At 48.9% G+C, this 20,769-nt stretch carries 21 protein-coding genes, 1 pseudogene and 1 riboswitch; of the genes and pseudogenes, 14 read left to right on the top strand and 8 right to left on the bottom strand.

Annotated elements, in window-relative coordinates; genetic code table 11:
• From Psfp_RS15810 to Psfp_RS15800, 3 genes and pseudogenes are all read right to left on the bottom strand, one after another.
• A pseudogene (locus Psfp_RS15810) lies at positions 1–295 on the bottom strand (IS1634 family transposase); the annotation flags it as partial.
• Positions 296–446: 151 nt separating this feature from the next.
• A complete protein-coding gene (locus tag Psfp_RS15805; protein WP_134219505.1) occupies positions 447–1,232 on the bottom strand; it encodes a DUF4367 domain-containing protein in 786 nt (261 codons plus the stop codon).
• Position 1,233: 1 nt separating this feature from the next.
• The gene (locus tag Psfp_RS15800; protein ID WP_134219510.1) at positions 1,234–1,818 is read right to left on the bottom strand and encodes an RNA polymerase sigma factor; all 585 of its coding nucleotides are present in this window, start codon (positions 1,816–1,818) and stop codon (positions 1,234–1,236) included.
• 52 nt (positions 1,819–1,870) lie between these two features.
• A riboswitch (cyclic di-GMP riboswitch) is annotated at positions 1,871–1,959 on the bottom strand.
• A gap of 176 nt (positions 1,960–2,135) precedes the next feature.
• On the opposite strand from Psfp_RS15800, the gene Psfp_RS15795 reads away from it, so the two are divergent.
• Positions 2,136–2,336, top strand: a complete 201-nt coding sequence (locus Psfp_RS15795; protein ID WP_134219504.1) for a hypothetical protein — start codon at positions 2,136–2,138, stop codon at positions 2,334–2,336.
• A gap of 50 nt (positions 2,337–2,386) precedes the next feature.
• Here Psfp_RS15795 and Psfp_RS15790 read toward each other — a convergent pair whose 3' ends face one another.
• Positions 2,387–2,662 carry a Txe/YoeB family addiction module toxin gene (locus Psfp_RS15790; protein ID WP_243120716.1) on the bottom strand — a complete coding sequence of 92 codons (276 nt, stop codon included), beginning with the start codon at positions 2,660–2,662 and terminating at the stop codon, positions 2,387–2,389.
• A complete protein-coding gene (locus Psfp_RS15785; RefSeq protein WP_134219503.1) occupies positions 2,649–2,891 on the bottom strand; it encodes a type II toxin-antitoxin system Phd/YefM family antitoxin in 243 nt (80 codons plus the stop codon). Before Psfp_RS15785 ends, Psfp_RS15790 begins: the two co-directional genes overlap by 14 nt.
• A gap of 253 nt (positions 2,892–3,144) precedes the next feature.
• Here Psfp_RS15785 and Psfp_RS15780 point away from each other — a divergent pair, with 253 nt between their 5' ends.
• The 13 genes from Psfp_RS15780 (at position 3,145) to Psfp_RS15720 (ending at position 15,922) form a co-directional block, all read left to right on the top strand.
• Complete coding sequence (locus Psfp_RS15780; RefSeq protein ID WP_282434353.1) at positions 3,145–3,582, top strand: nucleotidyltransferase domain-containing protein; 438 nt, start codon at positions 3,145–3,147, stop codon at positions 3,580–3,582.
• Positions 3,575–4,021, top strand: coding sequence for a DUF86 domain-containing protein (locus Psfp_RS15775; protein WP_134219501.1), 447 nt, complete (start codon positions 3,575–3,577; stop codon positions 4,019–4,021). The genes Psfp_RS15780 and Psfp_RS15775 overlap by 8 nt, the downstream gene beginning before the upstream one ends.
• A gap of 379 nt (positions 4,022–4,400) precedes the next feature.
• Positions 4,401–5,129, top strand: coding sequence for a DUF881 domain-containing protein (locus Psfp_RS15770; RefSeq protein ID WP_243120715.1), 729 nt, complete (start codon positions 4,401–4,403; stop codon positions 5,127–5,129).
• 32 nt (positions 5,130–5,161) lie between these two features.
• Entirely contained in the window at positions 5,162–5,872 is a 711-nt protein-coding gene (locus tag Psfp_RS15765) for a DUF881 domain-containing protein (RefSeq protein ID WP_134219500.1), read from the top strand.
• A gap of 337 nt (positions 5,873–6,209) precedes the next feature.
• Positions 6,210–8,342, top strand: a complete 2,133-nt coding sequence (locus tag Psfp_RS15760; protein WP_134219499.1) for a DUF3160 domain-containing protein — start codon at positions 6,210–6,212, stop codon at positions 8,340–8,342.
• Positions 8,343–9,992, top strand: coding sequence for a CapA family protein (locus Psfp_RS15755; protein ID WP_134219498.1), 1,650 nt, complete (start codon positions 8,343–8,345; stop codon positions 9,990–9,992).
• Positions 9,947–10,264 (top strand): hypothetical protein, encoded by a 318-nt coding sequence (locus Psfp_RS15750; protein WP_190239541.1) that lies wholly within the window; start codon positions 9,947–9,949, stop codon positions 10,262–10,264. The genes Psfp_RS15755 and Psfp_RS15750 overlap by 46 nt, the downstream gene beginning before the upstream one ends.
• 30 nt (positions 10,265–10,294) lie before the next feature.
• The gene (locus Psfp_RS15745; protein WP_190239540.1) at positions 10,295–11,008 is read left to right on the top strand and encodes a PD40 domain-containing protein; all 714 of its coding nucleotides are present in this window, start codon (positions 10,295–10,297) and stop codon (positions 11,006–11,008) included.
• Between the two features lie 48 nt (positions 11,009–11,056).
• Positions 11,057–12,424, top strand: a complete 1,368-nt coding sequence (locus Psfp_RS15740) for a hypothetical protein (RefSeq protein WP_134219495.1) — start codon at positions 11,057–11,059, stop codon at positions 12,422–12,424.
• 13 nt (positions 12,425–12,437) lie between these two features.
• Positions 12,438–12,626: a hypothetical protein gene (locus Psfp_RS15735; protein WP_134219494.1), complete on the top strand. Its 189-nt coding sequence runs from the start codon at positions 12,438–12,440 to the stop codon at positions 12,624–12,626.
• Positions 12,627–12,719: 93 nt separating this feature from the next.
• A complete protein-coding gene (locus Psfp_RS15730) occupies positions 12,720–13,664 on the top strand; it encodes a hypothetical protein (RefSeq protein ID WP_134219493.1) in 945 nt (314 codons plus the stop codon).
• Positions 13,665–13,910: 246 nt separating this feature from the next.
• Entirely contained in the window at positions 13,911–15,671 is a 1,761-nt protein-coding gene (locus Psfp_RS15725) for a YcdB/YcdC domain-containing protein (RefSeq protein WP_134219492.1), read from the top strand.
• A gap of 11 nt (positions 15,672–15,682) precedes the next feature.
• Entirely contained in the window at positions 15,683–15,922 is a 240-nt protein-coding gene (locus Psfp_RS15720) for a type II toxin-antitoxin system prevent-host-death family antitoxin (RefSeq protein WP_134219491.1), read from the top strand.
• A gap of 122 nt (positions 15,923–16,044) precedes the next feature.
• Here Psfp_RS15720 and mutY read toward each other — a convergent pair whose 3' ends face one another.
• The 3 genes from mutY to Psfp_RS15705 all read right to left on the bottom strand — a co-directional run bounded on the left by mutY (position 16,045) and on the right by Psfp_RS15705 (position 20,128).
• Positions 16,045–17,202 (bottom strand): A/G-specific adenine glycosylase, encoded by a 1,158-nt coding sequence (gene mutY / locus Psfp_RS15715; protein WP_243120713.1) that lies wholly within the window; start codon positions 17,200–17,202, stop codon positions 16,045–16,047.
• A gap of 273 nt (positions 17,203–17,475) precedes the next feature.
• Positions 17,476–19,461, bottom strand: coding sequence for a HAMP domain-containing sensor histidine kinase (locus tag Psfp_RS15710; protein ID WP_134219490.1), 1,986 nt, complete (start codon positions 19,459–19,461; stop codon positions 17,476–17,478).
• Positions 19,436–20,128: a response regulator transcription factor gene (locus Psfp_RS15705; RefSeq protein ID WP_134219489.1), complete on the bottom strand. Its 693-nt coding sequence runs from the start codon at positions 20,126–20,128 to the stop codon at positions 19,436–19,438. Before Psfp_RS15705 ends, Psfp_RS15710 begins: the two co-directional genes overlap by 26 nt.
• Positions 20,129–20,769 lie beyond the last annotated feature (641 nt).

The following is a 20,769-nucleotide window of genomic DNA, read 5'->3' as shown; positions in this document are numbered from 1 at the left end:
AACCGCTATTGCCGACCAGTGACTTGACCCCATAGCTTTTAATCTGGCTTTCCAGCTTTGCTACCATTTCCTCCCGGGCTTTTTTGTCGTACTCAGCCTGTAGAGGGTTGTAACAGATAATATAGCGATTGGCATCGCACCAGACTTCTTTAACTCTAAGTTTATCCCGTACAACTTTGTATTTGCCGCCTGTTTTAAGTACCTCGTCGACTTCTTTGGCTTTGCGCATGCGCATGCCGACAATATATTCAATGTGGCTCCGGTCCAACTCATCCAAGATTTCTTTACTTACCATGCCCCGGTCTCCGACAAAGACCACCCGACCTAAGTTATTATTACAGGGCAAAGGCTGTGCACGGCTTGACCGAAAATGGTTATAACGAGTCGGCGTCATCTTATTCCGGATATATTTATGCGAATTAAATAAGGACGCGTTAGGCGCCCTTTTACATGGATTCGATTATTTTCATGGCATCTTCTTTCGGGATAGCTCCTTCCAGCGTATAGATTACACCCTGTTTTATCCAAAAAAGTTTTATCGAATTATTTTTAAAAGTGACAAGCTTGCCGTTGTTTTCCCCGGCAATAAAATCTTCTACGGTGGTGTCTTCCAGGTCGTAGCCGTATCCTTGCGCGTATTCGCCGGGTGTGTTAACCTGCGTAAACAAGAAGTAACTTGCATCAGAGCCGGTAAAACGCATCGTAACTTTTGCAATTGGTTTTACCATTTCCTGAAATTTGACCGTATCAAGTATAAAGCCGGGAGGCAAATATTCAGGAATCGCCAGGGGGTAAGGAGAAGTCAACCTTGCTTCATCTATTGAAACGGCTATTTCCTGTCCGATATCAACCTCCCTGATTCCCTCACCGGGCGGGGTCTGGCCGGGTTCATTATGTTTGTATTCAGTCCGGACATTCATCTGGGTGCCGCTGAGCAGGGTCTCAACAATATTCACTATTTTTACGCCTAACGCCCTGGCTTTTGTTGGGAAAGAGACGGAAAGGGTTCCGGCTAATAGCAGCATAATACCTGCCGCTATGGCCAGGCGCATAGGCAATAGATTTTTACTTTTTCCTGCGGGATGCTTTACGATATCGGACTGCTGCTCTTGCAGCTTTTTTTCAAAATGCGTCCAGGATTCTTCCAGCGGGGGAGGAGCAGCCGATTCAACCATTTCCCGTACGCTGTCTTGAATTAGTTTTTCCAATTCAATGCCGGAAGGCTGCTTCATGCTACTTCACCCCTTTCCGGTCTGGTAAACCGCTTATATTTTGGCGATTAAGATTTTCCGTCTCTATTATTTTCCTTAATTCCTCCCTTGCTCTAATCAGGCGGGATTTAACGGTACCTAGCGGTATACCGAGGATTTTACTTATTTCTTCAATTTTCAGGTCCTGATAATATTTTAAATAAATAACTATTTTATATTCTGGTTGAAGGCGCTCGATATACTGTTTGATCGTTGTCTTATCTTCATTAGCCAGTAGGGTTGTTTCCGGGGAGCCCGCCTGATTGTCAGGGCAAACATCCCTGGCCCCGGCGAAAAGATCGCTCCTGGAGTGGCGGCGGATGATATCCCTGGCCGTGTTGGAAGCCATACGGCATAGCCAGGCTTCCAGTTTTGAGGGGTCTTCAAGCTGTTCGATTCTGCTTGGAAGTTTCAAAAAGACTTCATGGACGGCGTCTTCAGCCAGGCTTGGGTCGCTGGTGATAAAAAAAGCTGCCTGATAGACTGATTTATAGAAAAGCTCGTAGACCAGCCGTAAAATTTGCATATCACCGTTTTTTAGTTTTTGCACAATTGTTTCTTCTTTCAAATTCAAAAACCCCTCCCTAAGCTTTTCCGGGCAAGGAAGGCTGCTTTATCTGGACGGCAGCCTGGCGATCATAGTCTCCCTGCGGCTTTAGACCCATGGCTTTGCGCCCCCGACTTTCGTACGGGTTTGCCTTTTCTTGTTGATTATGGATTCTACAAAGAAACGACTTATCCCTCTAAGGGTCGAATAAGTTCGGCGGAATAATCCATTATTGGCTGGTTTTGGTGAACCTGCTTGCTTCTCATACCGTCATAGCTTTTAGGGATGATAAAGGGTTTAAACTTAACTGAAGGAACCCTGGAAAACGAGGAGGATACATGTTGGGTTTGGAATTTAACGCAACCCTAATAGCTCAAATTGTTGACATATTAGTATTCATCATTATTGTCGCCGGAATTTTAACAATGATTTTAAAAGCATTGAATTTTAAAAAGAATATCTATAACAAAATTGAAGCGATAGACAGTGAGCTAAGAGAAATAAAAAGCATGTTGAAAGAAAAAGATTATTTGCCTTGAGAAGGTGTTTGATGTGTCGAATAGGGCATAACAATCCAGGTTGGTTAATTCTATTCATAATGCAGCCACATACTAATGATTTTTACAACATGTTCTTTTTGATAAACTTCATAGACCACACGATGCTGATGGTTTATCCGTCTTGAGTAAGCGCCTATTAAATCACCTGCGAGTTTTTCATACGGCGGGTAATCGGCAAAGGGATTTTCTTTCAATGTTTTCAAGATGCTTTTTATTTTTTCTGAAAAACCAGCTTCATAAGCAGTCTTTTTATCCTTTAGTGCTTGTTTTGTGTAGAGGATTTTATAAGGTTCACTCATCATCATCCTCAACCAAATCCTCCAATGGGGTATTTAATCCACGTAAAATTTTCTCGCGCATACCCGGTATGGATATTAAATATAGCGTTTCTTGAATAGAGCGGTAGTCCTCTTCAGAAATAACCACGACATTCCCAGCTTTGCCGGTTACATAAATAGGCTCGTGCGTAACGACAACATCTTCCATGATTTTAAAAAAGTTATTTCTAGCAGTTGTTGCATTGACAATAGGCATTGTTACACCTCCTAATGTACATGATAGCGTCGTCTATTATGTACATATTGTATGACATAGTATCCGCAATTGTCAATGCATTGGTCGAATTGGTGGGGAGCGCTGCGTCGGTCGGAAGGCGTATGTGGAAAACAGTTTACTTACCCCCGTTGCGGCGCTTCGCTGATTTAGCCAAACGCTTGTCCATTAATTCCATGATCTGGTATAATAACTATAGTATTGAGTTTGGAGCAAAAGAAAGCGATTGATAGTGATGGACTTGGATACGCTCTATAGGCCTGGCTTTAAAAAAATTTGTCAGGATCACGGTATTTCTATGGCCATACTCTTTGGCTCACAGGCTACTGGAAAGGCAATCGAGGGAAGTGATCTTGACCTGGCTGTCTGGCTTGAAAAGCCTGATTTGTTATCAGGTTCGCCCGAGGTTTCCCGTGCTAGAAGGCATATGTTGCGGGATTTCATTAATTATCTTGGAACAGGAAATATTGATCTGGTCATTTTAAATCATGCTTCCCCTATACTTAAATTTCAGGTAGCCAGAGGCGGTAAGCCGGTTTACCAAAAGGAAGCTGGAATATTCGCCGGTTTCTGCTCCCGTGCCTTGAGAGAACATAATGATGCCCGTATTTTTTATCGGGCGACCGAAGAATATCTACAGAAAGTAATTAAAAGGAGAGGAAAAGGTGGTTGATCCCTTAGTTGTCAACCGTAAGCTGCAGAAGCTGACCGGCTATCTAATAGAGCTAGAGAAAATGAAAGAAATTACATTAGAAGAGTACCGGAGCGATTTTCGGCATCGCCGGACTGTAGAGCGCTTAATTCAACTCATTGTAGATGTAGCAGTAGATATTAATACTCACACGATAGTCGATGCCGGGAAACCTCCCCCTGCGGATGCATTCAACTCTTTTCTGGAAGCAGCAGAGATTGGACTTTATCCAAAGATATTTGCAAAAGAGATCGCTCCATCCACAGGGGAGAGAAACATTATTGTACATGATTATGAAAGTATTGATGATACAATTGTTTTTGAAAGCATATCAGAGGCTATTGAATTATATTACCAATATGTTAAGTATGTTTCCGAGTATAACCGCAAGTTTATGAAGAGCAATTCCAAGAAAAAATGAACATGAAAGATCTTTTTGGCCGACCTGTTGTCCGGGCATAATCTAATCAGATGTGAGGACTTTCTTGTTTAGAACAGCCCTCATCTTTTCTCTCTAAGGGTCGAATGGTTTCGGTGAAATAATCCATTATTGGTTGCTTTTGGTGAACCTGTTTGCTTCTCATACCGTCATAGTTTTTAGGGAGGATAAAAAAATATAACCCTTATAGAACTTTTTGGTTGTTTTTGGTGAACCTGCCTTGCTGTTTAACCGTCATACTTTCAGGGTCGAATTCTTGGATCTGCTGGAGTATGACGGTATTATTTTTTACGAAACCAAAGGATTCTTCGATTTCTAAAAGAATAATCCTTGTAGGTTGGCAAAGATAAGGGGGCAGCGGGTGAGCGCAGTGAAGAGAAAAAATTTCTACTGGTCGGTGGCCCTGGTAAGCCTTGCTATTGGAGTAATTCTAGCTGTGCAATTCCGCATGACCAGGGACATACAGCACAATGAAGCTATCCGGAGAACGCAGGAATTAGCAGAACAGGTGGACCAGCTAAAAAAGGAGCACGATGTTCTTCAACCGCAATTAACAAGGATGCGCGAGCAGCTTGAAAGTTTGTCCACGGGACCCCTTGCGACTCAAATTAAAGCAGAAATGGAACTCGCGACAATTTTTTCCGGTTTAACCGAACTTACCGGCAAAGGCGTGGAAGTGACCTTAAAAGACAGCAATGTCTCACAGAAACTCACCGACAATCCCAACCTGTATATCATACATGATGAAGACATATTAAAAGTAGTTAACGAACTCAAAGCGGCAGGGGCCGAGGCTATCGCGATAAATGGTCAACGCCTGGTAGCCAGCACCGAGATCGTCTGCAGTGGTCCCGCCATCAGGATCAACAAAAAAGCTCTTGTTCCTCCTTTTGTCATAACCGCCATAGGCAGCCCTGAAACAATGGAAGGCGCCTTGAAAATGAGGGGCGGGGTGGCTGAGTACCTGCAGTTTTTTGGCATCCAGTTTTCAGTTAAAAAGCTGGAGCAGCTTACAATTCCCGCTTATTCCGGAAGCATCAAAACAGATTATATTATTGAAGCGGATGCTGATACCAGCTTGGCGCAATAAATTTTAGAATAGCGTAAAAGAGAGGGCTTAATTTGAACAGGGCTTTTATGTTTTCTATCAGCTTTGTAACCATTGTACTGGGGATGATGCTGGGCGTTCAATTTCGTACTACCAGCAGCGCCGGCGATAACGTTGTTCCCCGGGACAGGGAACAGGAATTAGCCCTGGAGAAAAAAAATCTGGTAGAGGATTTGTATAAGCTGCAGGTGGAGATTTCGGAGCTATCGACCAAACTGGAGCAGGCCGGGATAGGACAAAGAGAGGCGGATGAGGCGCTGGAAAGAGAACTTGACAAAATAAAACGGTTTGCCGGCTTATCACCGGTGTCCGGGCCTGGAGTTGAGCTGGTTGTGAAAAGCCGCATGGAGAAGGCCGGACTTGGCGCCGCCGATGTCCCCATTATCGCTGACGAACAGCTTTTAAAAATGGTTAACGAGTTATACAGCGCCGGCTCGGAAGCTGTCGCCATAAATGGCCAGCGGATCACGGCTATCAGCGAGATACGACTGGCCGGCAACCACATCAACGTCAACGGGACCCCATTATCAGCTCCTTACCATATTTCCGCTATTGGCGACGCCTCCGCTTTAAAGAGCAGACTGGAGTTGAGAGGAAGCCTTGTCGATATTTTAAGAGAGTCCGGTATTTCGATTGAAATAGAGGGAAAAGAAGAAGTTGCGATACCTGCTTATATGGGTGAATTATACTTTGAACATGCAAAGCCTGTGAAAGAAAAAATTTGATCGGCGTTGTTATGAACTGATTTCACATGACCGGTAATGAATAATCCTATGAAAACGCATAAGCGTTTTTAGGGATAAGTTACCTGTAACAAACGATTCTTAAAACCATTTGACAGTGGTAACTGTTTTAGTTAGATCAGTGAGTCAGGGGGGGCCTTGACTCACTGAATATTTTGTCCAAGCAGGCTGGTTATCTAATACTATTTATGAACCTGTCTGTTCCCTGCAACGTCAAAAATATATATATACATATATATAAAGGAAAGAGCATTTATCAGTTTATGGCATAAGGGATGATTGGGCGCCCGAAGTAAATATTAGAGATGAGGTGTGATCAATGAAAAGGTTATTGTTGATTCCATGCGGTTTAGTTTTGCTCCTGTTCCTGACCGCTGTAAGCGGCTGTTTCAACCAGGGAAAAGCATCTCAAACACCGGGTGTGATCACCTCCAAGTTTGCCACCTATGAAGAGGTCGAGGTAAACGCAACTCCGGCTGTAAAACCTTACAAGGTTGACCGTGACCTGGGCAATATCACCAACAAAGACATGTTTCGCCTATCCCCGGCAGCCACAGACCTTTTAATCAAAAACGGCTTTGTGGTGGTTCCCACCAGCTATGAAAAAGAATTTTTTTCACTCTATGAAAGAAACCGCTACGAGCCGGTGCCGTTGTTTGTCACCACCGATTCGGTGCTGCATAACTACCATTTATTCTTCGATCACCTGCTGAGAGTTGTTGAAACCGAAAGACTCGCGCCGGAGCTGAAGGAACTCAATAAAGCGATGCTTGCCCAGGCGCAAAAGCAGTACGAAGCTCTTAAGGACACTGACTGGGAAAACGCCGCCAGGAGAAATATCGGCTTTTTTGCAGTGGCCGGGAAACTTTTAGACCCGGGCGTGCCGGCGCCGGTGGTAGTAAAGAGTGAAGTGGAAAACGAGCTGGCCTTGATTGAAAACCACCAGGGCATTGCAGTTTCACCGTTAATGAACATAGGCGTGAGCGGTGATTCCGGCGACCTTCTCCGGGAGGATTACTCACAATACATACCAAGGGGACATTACGAGAGGACCGATTTGCTTAAAGCTTATTTTAAATCCATGATGTGGTACGGCAGGCTGACCTTTCGCGTAACAAACGAATACGAAACAAAGTCGGCTGTCTTAATCACCCTGGCCTTAAACCAGGGGGAAAACAGCCGGATGTGGGACAGGATCTATGCTACCACCAACTTCTTTGTCGGTAAAAGTGACGATATCGCATATGATCAGTTGAAAGAACTGGTTGAAAGAATATACGGCACGGACGCCGGTCTGCAGACGGTGGTTGACGGTCCTGAGAAGTGGAACGAGTTCTTAGCGGCTGCCGGGGAGTTGGAGCCGCCGTCCATAAACTCCATGCCCGTTATTGACGCAACATCGCCGGCTGAACGGGAAAAAGAGAGCAAGGGCTTTCGGTTCATGGGACAGAGATTTACCCTAGACGCTTCTGTTTTCCAGAGGCTGCTTTACCCGGAAGTCATGGAAAACAGCCAGGGTGAAGTGAGGGTGCTGCCCAGGGGGATGGACATTCCCGCCGCCATGGGTTCAGCCCAGGCTTATGATATTTTAGAATCGACAGGGGAGACAGATTACCGGAACTACCAGGAAAATATGGCCAAAATGAAAGCATATACCGCGGATTTGAGCAAGGAGACCTGGACCGAAAACCTCTACTGGAACTGGCTGTATACGCTTATGCCTCTGACCTGGGAAAAACCTGCGGGGTATCCCTCCTTCATGCGCAATCAGGCCTGGGAAAGAAAAGACCTCAATACCTATCTGGGCAGTTGGGTGGAGTTGAAGCATGACACCATTCTTTACGCCAAGCCGGTTTACGCTGAGGCCGGAGGCGGCGGGGAGATTATTGACGACCGCGGTTATGTCGAGCCCAACCCTGATGTTTACGCCCGCCTGGCCTCTCTGGTGAACATGACCGCCGGCGGCTTGCAGGCGCGCGGGCTCTTGAACGACAGGGATAAGGAGAGCCTGGAAAGGATGGAGGAACTGATCCTGGCCTTAAAAACTATTTCAGAAAAGGAATTGTCCAATACCCCTTTGACCGATGAGGAATATGACTTAATCCGCTCTTATGGCGGTCAGTTGGAGCACTTCTGGCTGGAGGCCCTGCGTGACGAGGGCATCGACCACCGCTCCGCGATATTTGACCGGCCGGCCGCGCTGGTGGCGGACGTGGCCACCAATCCCGGCGGCGGACAGGTGTTGGAAGAAGCGACAGGCAACGTATTCGAGATCTATGCTGTTGTTCCGGTGGACGGCAAATTAAGGATCGCCATCGGCGGCGTATATTCTTATTATGAATTTCCCTGGTCACTGAATGACCGCTTGACCGATTCCAAGTGGCACAAGATGATCAATGACGGCCAGGCTCCCCCGCTGCCAGGTTGGACCAGCGACTTCATTGCGCAGTAAATGAAAAGGTTTTTGATAATCACCATAATCATTGTGCTTGGCTGCCTGGGCTATCTGGTCAAGAAAGATTTGCTGCCGGGAGCCTGGGGCAATAGCTCACCGGAAGAAAATTTCGCGGCTTTTAAAGCGAAAAAGCTGAAGCTGCCAATCAGGACGGAGCCGGTCTGCCTGGTGGCTGTAGGGGATATTATGCTCTCCCGGGGCGTGGCCGGAGAAATCAAAGAACACGGGGATGATCCGCGCCACCCCTTTTTACAAATTGAAAAATACTTAAAGAGCGGCGATATTGTATTCGGCAACCTGGAGAACCCGATCACGCCGGGCAGGGAGATCATGATGCCGGAGATGACCCTGCGCGCCGATCCGGGAGTGGAAATAGCCCTGAAAGACGCCGGTTTCACGGTCCTTTCCCTGGCCAACAACCATTTGCCGGATTTTGGCTCCCAGGGCGTGCTTGATACTGTACGATATCTGAATAACGCGGGTATTGGGCATACAGGCGCCGGGGAAACGGAAGAAGAGGCCTTTGCCGCGGAGTTTATCGAAGTAAAAGGGCTGCGAGTGGCTTTCCTTGCTTTTACCGATCCGGCCATTGTCCCGGATTCCTATCCGGCCCGGTCAGATCATCCCGGCGTTGCCTTTCTCAACCAGGAAAAGATGAGGGCGGCCGTGCGTTATGCCGGGGAAAAGGCGGATTTTGTGGTGGTGTCCATGCACGCCGGTACGGAATACGAGACCCGGCCGGACCTGGCGCAAACCAGGTTGGCCCGCCTGGCTGTTGACGCCGGGGCGGATCTCGTCCTGGGGCATCACCCCCATGTGGTACAGAAAATAGAGAAATACAAAGGAAAATACATCTTTTACAGCCTGGGCAATTTCGTTTTCGATCAAAAGTGGTCCGGGGCTACCCGTGTTGGGCTGGCGGCTAAAATATTCATCACCCCCGAAGGTGTGGAGAAGTTTGAATTACTGCCCGTTTTCATCAATGACCAGGACCAGCCGCAAGCTTTGGAAGGTGAAGAGGCTGAAATGGCCTTGGAAAATACCGGATTAAGATTGGAAGATACAGCTATCCCGGCCTGGGATCAGGAAAGCCGGGTTTTCAGGGAAACCAAGCGGTATGTATGCTATGCCCGGAAACCTTTGCTGGAGTGCAGGCTGGCGAAAAACCTGCAATTTGACCTGGATCAGGACGGCGCCTGCGAAGACTATACCTTGCAGGACGGGAAATTAAAGGTCGCGACCGGCGCCCAAATTATCTGGGAGTCGCAGGATGACTGGTGGGTGGATGATTTTTTTCTGGGTGACGCTGACAATGACGGTGTATTTGATTTAAATATGCTGGTCTGGAAGTCAGGCAGTTTCGGCCGGCACAAGCCCTTCTGGATTGCCGGCGACGACCCGGACGTCAAGAACCATCTATTTATCTTTAAACCGGCCGCGGGTTCCTTTAAACCGGTGTGGCAGTCATCCAACCTGGACCGGCCCAATTATGAGGCGGCCCTTGCAGATCTTGACGGTGACGGCAAAAATGAGCTGATTGTCACGGAAGGAGACTATACCGATCCCGCTAAGAGGGATGCAGGCCTCTGGAAGTGGAACGGTTGGGGGTTCAGCAAGATTGCTTATGGCGAACCGCAAGATTTTTAATTGCTATTGACTGGTTATCATATTTGGCCTGTTATTTTTTAATTATTAAAGGATGTGGTGAAATGATGTCGTTATACTTAATCATTTTATTTGCAGTCGCAGTCGGCTTGTTTTATCTTGCTTACAGGCTATTAAGAGCAGAAAAAGATGTCGCTTTAGAGATACTAAGGTATGTTTTTGTCATTATTTTATCATATCTTGCAGTTTGCGCTATTATTGCCGCTCTGGGGCAAGTTATACCTACTAATAGGGGGATGGCAAACTTCTTTTAATTGCGCAAATCGGTCATGGGGGTTAAAAGCATGGGTGAATTTCAAAAGCATGGCACAATGGTGATTTTTTTGCTTGTAATGATATGTTCCCTATCCTTGGCCGGTTGCGGGACGGGACTAGGGGCGAAAGACCTTGCCGGAGGCGTGCAGGTTGCGTTACATGCAACGGAAAATACAGAATTTCCCGGCCGGCTGGCTGTGCTCAAGCAGGGAGACCTGTGGGTGCTGGAGAGCGGGAGGGAGCCGTTGCGCTTGACCGGCGACGGCTGCAGCAGTTCTCCCGCCTGGTCCCCGGACGGGCAATGGCTGCTCTTTTACAAATATGACCCGGCTGAAAAATGGTCGAGAAATTACTCTTTATGGGTGGCTCGCGCCGATGGCGGAGGGGTTTTCGGCCTGGAGCCGGGAGGGCAGGTGCTGGACGCCCGGTGGTCCCCTGCGGCGAACAGCATCGCCTACCTTATTGTAAAACCGGGTGAAAGTGTAAGGAGCGGCGAATTCAAACTGGCCGATGTCGGCGACAAAGGTCCCGGGGAACCGCTTTTATTGAAGGAAGCGTCTGAAAAAATAGTGAATTTCTGCTGGGTACCCGCCGGCGACAGGCTGGTTTACACGACGGCGGCCGAAAATCCAAATGTAAAAGAAAGTCCCGCCATCAAGGTTATGCCTGCCAGGGGAGGCGAAGCCGAAACGATCCTGGCCTTGGAGCCGGAATTTTCACCTGAGGCAGGACATCCCCCGTGAATTTCTTCTTATCCGGGTGGTCTCAAGTTTTCTCCCAACGGGCATGACTTGAGCTTTTTTAAATACCCTTCCTCTGCATCCTTGACTGCCGACGGGGTAAGTTTATATGTAACCTCAATAGATGGAGAAGCTCCCCGGCAGCTGGCAACCATGCTTGCTTACCCCGACTGGGTCGACTGGTATTGTTATGGTGACTCTGTGGCGTATATTGAAGGCAGCGGCAGGGAAGCGCAGTCCAACAAGCGCCTCTCGATCATGCCTGTTAACAGGCCGGACCTGGCGGTGACGGTGACTCCCGAGGGCTATGTGGACCGCGACCCGGCCTGGTCACCGGAAGGAGCGTTCATCGCGGTAAGCCGGGCGAAATCTGCGCCGGAAATTAGTCAGCCCGAGGAATGGCCGTCGTCTGCAATCTGGCTGGCGCAGCCGGACGGTTCCGGGGCGAGAAGAATCAGCGACGGCGACGGGACGCCGGGATATTCCGACTGCCATCCCTGGTGGGCCGGGAGCGGCCGGAGCCTGATGTGGGTGCGGGTGCAGGGAGAAAAAGCCTCGATTTGGCAGTCCGGAGCGGACGGAGAAAATATTGGCCAAATTTTTGATGAATTGGATATACCCCAGAGCTATTACGGTGCCTATAAATGGGATGAGGTAGTGGCCTGGTATCCTGGCGGGTTTTATCACCCCCTGCCTTTTCCCGGCAACCAGGTAAGAGACGTCAGAGCTATCGGCGACAGCTTTATACTGGTAGAAAAGGGGACGTCCGGCGACCATGATTTTTACCTCGATCACCCATCATTCAACGGTATGAAACACATCGTCTACTTCATTGAAACCGCCAAATTCAAAGAATACAAAGACGGAGAACTTGTGTTTACCGCCAGAGGGGGCAGCGATACCGGCAATTACCAATTTCCCTACCTGTTGACTTACAACCCCGACACGGAAGAATTGAGAAGGGAGGAGCCGTTCCTGCCCTTGAACGAACAAGAAGATATTGCTTTCGGGAAGGACGGCTGGAAGCAAATTCTCACTAATATTGAAATTCAGGAATCGGCAGTTGTTTTCGATTTCGAGGCGGCGCCGGGAGAAGTGCTCGCCGGCGGCAGCAGGCTGCCGTACACAACGGTCCGGTATAACGAACAATCAAGTGATTTGGTATTCAGCTTTTTAAATGTGGAACCGGCCGACAGTTTGAAAGAAAAAACAATTATCGAGAGCCCGGGCTCGCAATACGTCAAAGAGATCAGGTTGGAACAACTAACGGGATCTCCGGGCGATGCGCAAAACCCCGCTCAACCGCCCGTGGTCAAAATACGTATAGTATTGACCGGAACGCCTCTGTATAAAGCCGAAGCGTCATTCGCCAAGGAGAGCATATATGCTGCCAACAGTTGTACGGTAAGATTCCAATAAGGGAGGTGAAAAATTGGGTCTGGAATTTAACGCTACCGTTATTGCTCAGATTATTGATTTATTAATACTAATTATCATTATCGCCGTTATTATTCATATAGTATTAAAGTGTTTTTTCAAAAAGAATATTTTCAACAAAATGGAAGCAATGGATCGTGAGCTTAAAGAAATTAGAAGGTTATTGGAAGAGAAAAAGCAATAAAACCGGTGGCCCCTTTTGATGAATGTTCCGGGGTCAATATACCTTATTCCTATTGAAATTATTCAATCAAAGTATATTAAAGGGGGGAAAGGATTGCTGGAAGAGCTTAACAGGCGGCTGATGGATGTGAAAGAGAAAATGAGAATAAAGCAGAAACTTTTGGCTGCTCATAATGATATAGAGCAAAAGCTTTATGCGGAAAAAGCAAGGCTGGATGAGCTTGCGAACTGCTTGCAGAAAGAAGGCAAAGATGTACAAAAGCTGGAGGGATTAAGTCTTACCGGCCTTTTCCTGGGCATATTGGGAAGCAAGGAGGAACAGCTGGAAAAAGAACGGCAAGAATATCTCGCCGCCAAGCTGAGGTTTGATCAATGTAAAGATTCGATTTCGGCTCTGGAGGAACAGTTTGCAGATATTAATCAAAAAATTGATCAGTTAAAAGATTTAGACATGCAATATGAAGCTGTATTTAGAGAGAAAGAAAATTTTGTCTTACATGAAGGTAGTGCCGCTTCTCAAAAAGTCCTGCGGCTTTCCGAGGAGATCGCTGATATTCAATCTAATATAAGAGAGTTAAAGGAAGCGATGCATGCCGGGGATGCGGTTTTAAAAGAAGTAAACGGAGTTATTAGCTCCTTGAGAAGCGCACAAGGCTGGGGAACCTGGGATCTGCTGGGCGGAGGGCTTCTCTCAACCGCTATAAAACACTCAAGAGTTCATGATGCCAGAGATTCAGTACATAGAGTGCAGCAAAAGTTAATGATATTTTCAAGAGAGCTGAAAGATGTGGATCCATATTTACAATCAGGAGTGGCTATTGATATTGGGGGCTTTGCATCTTTTGCGGATTATTTTTTCGACGGCCTCATAGCAGATTGGATTGTTCAGTCCAGAATAAAAAACTCGCTGGCAAATGCAGTTTTACAGAGAGACAAGGTGGATAACATTTTGGAAGTTCTAAAACATACGCTGGCAAAAAGCGAACAAGAGCTGGAACGGTTAAAGAGAGAAAGAAAAAGCTTGATTGAAAGCATGTAGCTTTTTTGGCATATACATATTCAAACCAGGTCTGACAGCCACCTGGAAAAGAATAGATGTTTGGGTGAACCTGCCTTTTTTGCTGTCCGTCATATTTTATAGGGATATTTTTAAAATTGCCTCTGCATCGCCCGGTGTTTCATCATACGTGGCGCCGTTGGCGGCGTGGGCAACTATTCTAAAGTCGTGTGGCATTTATACCAATTGCATAGCGGATAATCCCGCAGGTAAAGGAGGAGATATTTTTTGAAAAAGGCTAAAGGCGTAGTGGTTGCCGTCCTGACAGCGGGTATGCTGTTGTCCGCGACCGCTTTGGCGGCGGGACAAGATGCGCCGGTGGTGGCGCGGGAAGTAAAAGGCGGTGTGGAAAGTGTACAGGTGACAAACGGGACGTACCCGCTTCACGAAGTGGAGTTGACTGAGTCACAGCAGCAAGCCATGGAAAAAATCTATCAAATCGTGCCCGAGCTAAAGGAACTCACCGTGGAAGGAGTGCATGAAGGGGGGGAGGATGCTTGGGGGGTAACCTTGAGCAATCGTGCCGGTGAGGCGGTGTCTGGTATTATGTGCATTCGTGCCAGTCTTTCTTTTAAAACCGGTACAAACGAACTGGTGAGGTTCGATATCCGGAACCCGGATTGGGCTTCTTTAGAGCTCCCACCTGCCGAACTGGCCAAAGAAAAAGCTTATGAATTTGCCCGGCAGGTTCTGGGAGATAAGATCAAGGACTACCGGATGAGTGATGGAATAGGCTTCAGTTCAGGAGGCGCGCGGGACAGCAAGGGGAACGAGATAAACTGGACCGAGGCGGGAGTGCAGTTTGAGCGCCTGATCAACGGCATACCTATGTTAAACAGCGGCATTCGGGTGGATGTCGACGCAGCCGGTCATGTCACCGAATATTATACAGATGGTTTTTATCAGATAAATGGCGGCATAAAATACGAAGAACCGGACCTTGCCGCGTTTCCATCTCCTGCCCTGGCCATAACAGGGGAAGCTGCGGAAGAGATTTTTGCCGGGCTGCTGGAAATGAAGCTGAACTATGTTGGCAGCTTTCCTTTGCAGTATCCAAAGTATCGCAGCGGGGAGGTCGAAACCCGTCCGGTTTTGATGTACGCTCCTTCGGCCTATGCGTCCATAGACGCTGTAACGGGGGAGCCGCTGGCCGGTTTTCAGCAGCCGCCGCAGATCAGTCTGGTAAGCCTGACTGGGGAGGGTAAGAAACTGGTCGCCGCGACTCCCGAAGAAGCAGCCGCTCTGCTTGCCGCTGAGACCGGCATGGATATTGCCGGCATGAAGCTTAGCGGGGAAGATGAGGTGGAAGAATCCCTTCAGCCGGGAATTAAGGTGAAAACGTACCACTTGAACTCCGAACCCCAAACGGGTCAGGACGGTACGCCGGATTACAGCACAATGCGTTATTTGTATCTCAGGACTCTGGCGGACACAGGACAGGTTGTCGGGTTCAACCTGCAGGACGAAGCCGGGCACGGCGAGAAGGCGACAGTATCCAGGGCCGCCGCGCAGGAAACAGCCATCCAATTTTTGCAAAGGTACCTGGATCGGGGCGCGGCCGAAATGGAAATGTACGTCTCCTGGCCGCAGGAAGAAAGCATTCCCGACTGGGTGGACAGGAGCAAGCTGGAAGGCAATGAGCAGCGTCCGGAGTATAATTTTGCCTTCACGTGCACGCACCAGGGCATCCCGGTTTCGGACCGGGGGTACTCTGTCACTGTGGACGGACTTACCGGCGGGATTACGGCTTTTCACGACAGGAACAGCAGTTCATCCGTCACCCTTCCGGACAGCAAGAATGTTGTGACCGCTGAGGCGGCAAAAGCCGAATTTTTGAAAAGCCACCCGTTGCGCCTGGTTTACCTCTGGCCTGAGTATTACGGCCAGAAAGCGCCCGAGCCCGTCCTGGTTTACATGCCGGACCATGGTGCAGGCATGGAGTACATCGACGCCTTTACCGGAAAAACGGTGACGGCGGAGATGGATTAAATTACAATGAGATTTCTGAGCTGTGCAAGCGGTCGGGAGAACCGGTGCACCTGACCAAGAACGGCGAGGGCGATCTGGTGGTGATGGATGTTGAAGCATTTGCAAGGCGCGAGAGCATGCTGCGCCTTCGGGAAAACCTGATTGCCGCTGAGGAAGGCCGGTTGAGCGGCAAAAACGGTTATTCTATTGACGAGGTATCCTCCATGATGAAGGCCGCTGTCCGAGAGGTACTGCATGGAAAGCGGGAATAAAATTTACATTGAATCAGTACATGTCATAGGCCGTTACAGAAATGTGGCGGCTTTTACTATGCCCATTAAATTCTGGATGGGATACTCTTTTTTCCGTTTTTCATATCCTAAACAACGTCTGATTAATGAATCTCAAGGTTGTTTTTTGTTTCTGCCAGCCAGCGGGGAAGATGCCGGGTAAAAGCCGAATATGCGCTGGGCAGCGCATATTCCCGGCGCACCGCCTCCCCATCCACCCAAACACAGTTTGGTACAGGCAGGGCATCTGCGGCATACACCAGATACCCGTGCATATGCCACTCCATATGGGTAAAAATATGTCGTGCGTCCGCCAGCCTTCGCACCGATGCGGGGCAGATCCCCCATTCGTCCAACAAAGCGGCCACTTCCTTCTCAGTAAGCCAGCCATCCAAATTGGGGAATTCCCATAACCCCGCCAGCAGCCCTTCTGCGGGACGCCGCCTGAGCAGCGTCTTGCCCTGAGAAGCCAGCACCAGCACTGTTTTTTGCTGCATGGCGCGGGGCTTTTGGGGAGACTTAACGGGAAGTTTGTCCGCCACGCCCTGCCGGTAGGCGGCACAGCCTGTCCGCACGGGACAGAGGTCACAGCGGGGAGCCGGACCCGGCAGGCATACCAGGGACCCCAGATCCATCATGGCCTGGTTAAAGTCCCCCGCGCGTTCGCGGGGCAGCATGGCTTGAGCCGCTGCGCGCAGGGTTTTCCTGGCCTGCGGCTGTGCTATATCGGCCCGGCAGGCCAGCAAACGGGCCAATACCCTGAGCGCATTGCCATCCACTGCCGGGACGGGGATATGATAGGCAATGGAAGCGATCGCTCCGGCGGTATACTCTCCGATCCCGGGCAGCTTCAACAGGTGCTGATAGGAAGACGGAAGCCTCCCGCCGTGGCGCTCCACAATAATGCGGGCTGCCTTTTGCAAGTTTCTCACCCGGTTATAGTAGCCCAACCCCTCCCACAACTTCAGCAGAGTGGCTTCCTCCGCCTTCGCCAGGGCAGGAATGTCCGGCAATACCTCCACAAATCTATAAAAATAAGGCAGTACCGCCTCTATACGCGTTTGCTGCAGCATGATTTCGGAGATCCATACCCTATAAGGATCAGGCTGCTCACGCCACGGCAGGATGCGGGCGTTTTGCTCATACCATGCTAAAATCGGTTCCGCCAACCGGCGCAGCCCTTCGATCTGCTCCGCTTCCGGCATGCCGGAACATGTTGCTGCCACAGTGTCGTCCACGCTTGACTCCTCTGCCTTTTCCACTGGTATAATGCATACTAATTTCGCCGCAAACCCGCTCTATGCCTGCTTTTTAACGGTGCTTTCTTTTAAGACGGACCGCAAACCCGGCATGGGGTTTTACGCTTGATACCGGGTTGGTCCGCCTTATATCGGGACAAAGTATATAACGGTTTTGGATTCTTGTGGTAAGAATTGCCGCAATATCAGAACCAACCGCCCATCCATCTTAGCTCCACGGCGGAATCAATTGAAACAACCTTTGGATACAGTCTCATGTCCCTTTTTACTCTTCTGTCACAAAGGGATGGCTACCGTTACTTTGAATAAATCGCCGTCAATTTCCAGCCGGAATTTTCCTCCCTGCAAACCGGTTAAGCTCTGCGCAATGGAAAGGCCCAGTCCCGATCCTTCGGTGCTTCTGGCCTCATCCCCCCGTACGAAGCGCTCGGTAAGCTGCTCGGGAGAAATATTAAGGGGAAAAGCCGAGATGTTTTTAATGGTGAAAGATCCATAGCCATTGTTGGAGGCAATATCAATATACACCCGGGAATGGGGCAGGGAGTATTTCACCACATTGGACAACAGGTTTTCGGCTATCCGCCACATGTGTTTGCCGTCCGCCCATACGCAGACCGTTTCAGCCGCAGTTTGAATATGAAGATCCAGCTCTGCCTGTTGGATTTTTTCCTCATATTCTCCGCACGCCTGCATCATCAGCTCCTGCAAGTCCACTTTTTCTCCGGTCACCGCCAGATTGCCGCTGGAGGCCTTGCTGGCTTCCACCAGGTCCTCAATGAGCTGCTTTAAGCGGGCTGATTTTTCTTCCAATATATTGACATACTCAGCCGCCGCTTCATTCTCCAACTGCTCCTTCTGGAGCAAGTCAACATAATTGATGATGGAAGTAAGCGGAGTTTTCAGATCATGAGAGACATTGGTGATCAGATCGGTTTTCATCCGCTCGCCTTTGACCGCTTGGGCCAACGCTTTTTGCAATCCTCCCTGGAGGCTGCGGATATCTTCGGCGAAAGCCGCAAAGCTGACGGGAATGCCGGTGCTCTCCAAGGGGTAGTCCAGGTTCCCGGCCGAGATCTCCTTGACCGCCTCCATGATCTGCGGCAAAGCGGCCAGCGACCTGGCGGCAAAGTAGACAACCCCGGCATTGAAGGCGATTAATAAGAAGAGGATAAAGAAGGCGGATCCGCCGAAATAGCCACGGTAGGTTTCGCGGAAAAGCACAAACAACAATCCGTTTGCGAAGCCGTAGCCCAAAAGCAGCGGCAGTATCCACAGTTTAAAGCCCTCGCCCCGGAAAGCCAGGCGCAGGAAGGCTTTTAAAGCCGAGCCGAGCTTGTACAGCAGGGTGTTGGTAAAAATTGACCGGTCTCTGATCTGCCGGGCTATGGACAAAACATAGGTTAAGCCAATGAATAGATCCAGGCTGAGAACAACGGCCAGGGCTGCTATGATCAGTGTATCCGATAGATCCGGGCCAAAGCCGACGACGACAGTCAATGACAGAACTGCCGCTAGCAACACCAGAACCGTATGGACATCGGCGTACAGCCAGGTTGGCCGGGGCGGCGTCCCGTATTCCTCCGGTTCCCGGCGGACGGTTGTATAAATCAGATAAACAAAGGCAGCCGCCATGAGGACGAAGGCTATCATCGCCAAAATGGTGGCGGCGTCGGTGAGGGCTTTGGTCCGGGTGTAATCCAGATAGTTGTCATAGAACATATCCCCGGCTTGCGGCGGGTCCACTACTGCCGCGTATACCTCATAGGGGCGGCCGGCCATCATATCTTCAAGGTTTCCGAAAGGGATGCTGGCATCAGATGTCCAGCCGTTAAGAAAGGCTCTGGCTGGTTGCTTCTGGATAAACCTGACCGGATCGGCTATCTCTGAGCCCAAATTGCTCCATGTTTCCCCGGTTTGGGTATTGCGCACATAATAAACGAAATTGACCATGGCGGGAAGCTTATTTTCAATGCGGTGGAGGCGTTGCAGATTGTCGGCTGCGGTTTGCCCGTCTGCGCCGGAGTTCTGAATATGGTCTTCGTTTTTCAGTAAGACATGATATTCCACTACGTTATGCACCAGCGAAGCAAATTTGCTTTGGAACGAATAAACTTCGTTATAGCTTGATGAACTGGCGATGTCGTGATTCCGGTACAAAAAAAGGCAACTGCCCATAGTCCCCAGAAAGCCCAGCCAGACTATGATCACGGCTGCCAGTTTGGCTCCGCCGGAATAGTTAATATTTCTCGATTTTATATCCAATGCCCCACACCACCTTTAAATATTTTGGTTCTCTAGGATTGATTTCAATTTTTTCCCGAATCCTCCTTATGTGTACGGCCACCGTATTTTCTGCCGCATAGGACGGTTCATTCCACACCTGCTCATAAATTTGGGCGATGGAAAACACGCGCCCCATGTTCTCCATTAAAAACACTACGATCCCGTATTCGGTGGGAGTCAGCCGGATGACTTCCCCGTCAACCCGCACCTCTTTGCCCTCCCGGCCCAGTTCCAGACCGCCGGTTTTTAGAATGCCGCTTTTATGGGCGATACTCCCCAGGGTGGTGTACCGGCGCATCTGTGATTTGACCCGGGCCATTAATTCCAAAGGATTAAAAGGTTTGGTCACATAATCATCCGCCCCAAAATTAAGCCCGGCAATCTTATCCGTATCCTCGGATTTGGCCGAGATGATGATAGGAATATTGCGTTCCTCCCGAATCCTGATGGTGGCCGACAGCCCGTCCATTTCCGGCATCATAACATCCAATACGATCAGGTGGATTTCGTGTTCGGCCAGAGCTTGCAGGGCCTGCGCCCCGGTATAGGCTTTGATCACCCCGTAGTTTTCGTGTTTTAAATAGATTTCCAGCGCATCCACGATGGCGGTGTCATCATCACACACCAGCACATTTAATCTTTCCATAAAACGCCTCCGTTGCATCCTAATCAGATCATCCCGCCGCTCAAATAAAGCCACCTGCCTTTCCACTTCAATATTCTGGCAGGTGAATATTACAAACCACTTCATGAAAATCTTAAGGCTTTCTTAAGAATAAGGCAAACCCGAAAGACACGAGACGCTTGTGCCGTGCCGTTTTTTCTGGAAGCAGGGGGACGGTTCTTTTGCTTCCTTTTAAAATAACTAAAAAATGGCTACATAGTGAAACCCGGAGCCATCCTATACAGTTCGAAGTCGGTGTATCGGCACTTTTTTCGCTGCGCCATCGAACAATTTGAAGGTAAATGGTGAACCAATTTGTTTACTGCGCCGTCATACTTTTAGGCTTAACTATAGGCTTAACTAAAACCAGGTGTCAGGTTGCCGGACAAGCTTGAGGAACCAGGGAAATTTATTTAAAGAATTAACCCGAAGGCTGACTGGGTTTTACACATAATGCAGCCACAATATGTTCTTTCCGATAAACTTCGTAATATCAAACGGTACTGATGGTTCACCCGCCTTGAGGAAGCCCTTGTTAAATCACCTGCGAGTTTCTCATAGGGCGGGTAATCGATAATGGAGATTAAATCATGATAGGGTTTCAAAAATACGGCATACTGAAA

The organism is Pelotomaculum sp. FP, from assembly GCF_004369245.1.
In the GTDB taxonomy this organism is placed as follows: Bacteria; Bacillota; Desulfotomaculia; order Desulfotomaculales; family Pelotomaculaceae; genus Pelotomaculum_C; species Pelotomaculum_C schinkii.
The sequence above is the reverse complement of the archived record's forward strand: the minus strand, read 5'-3'. Positions and strand labels throughout refer to the sequence as shown.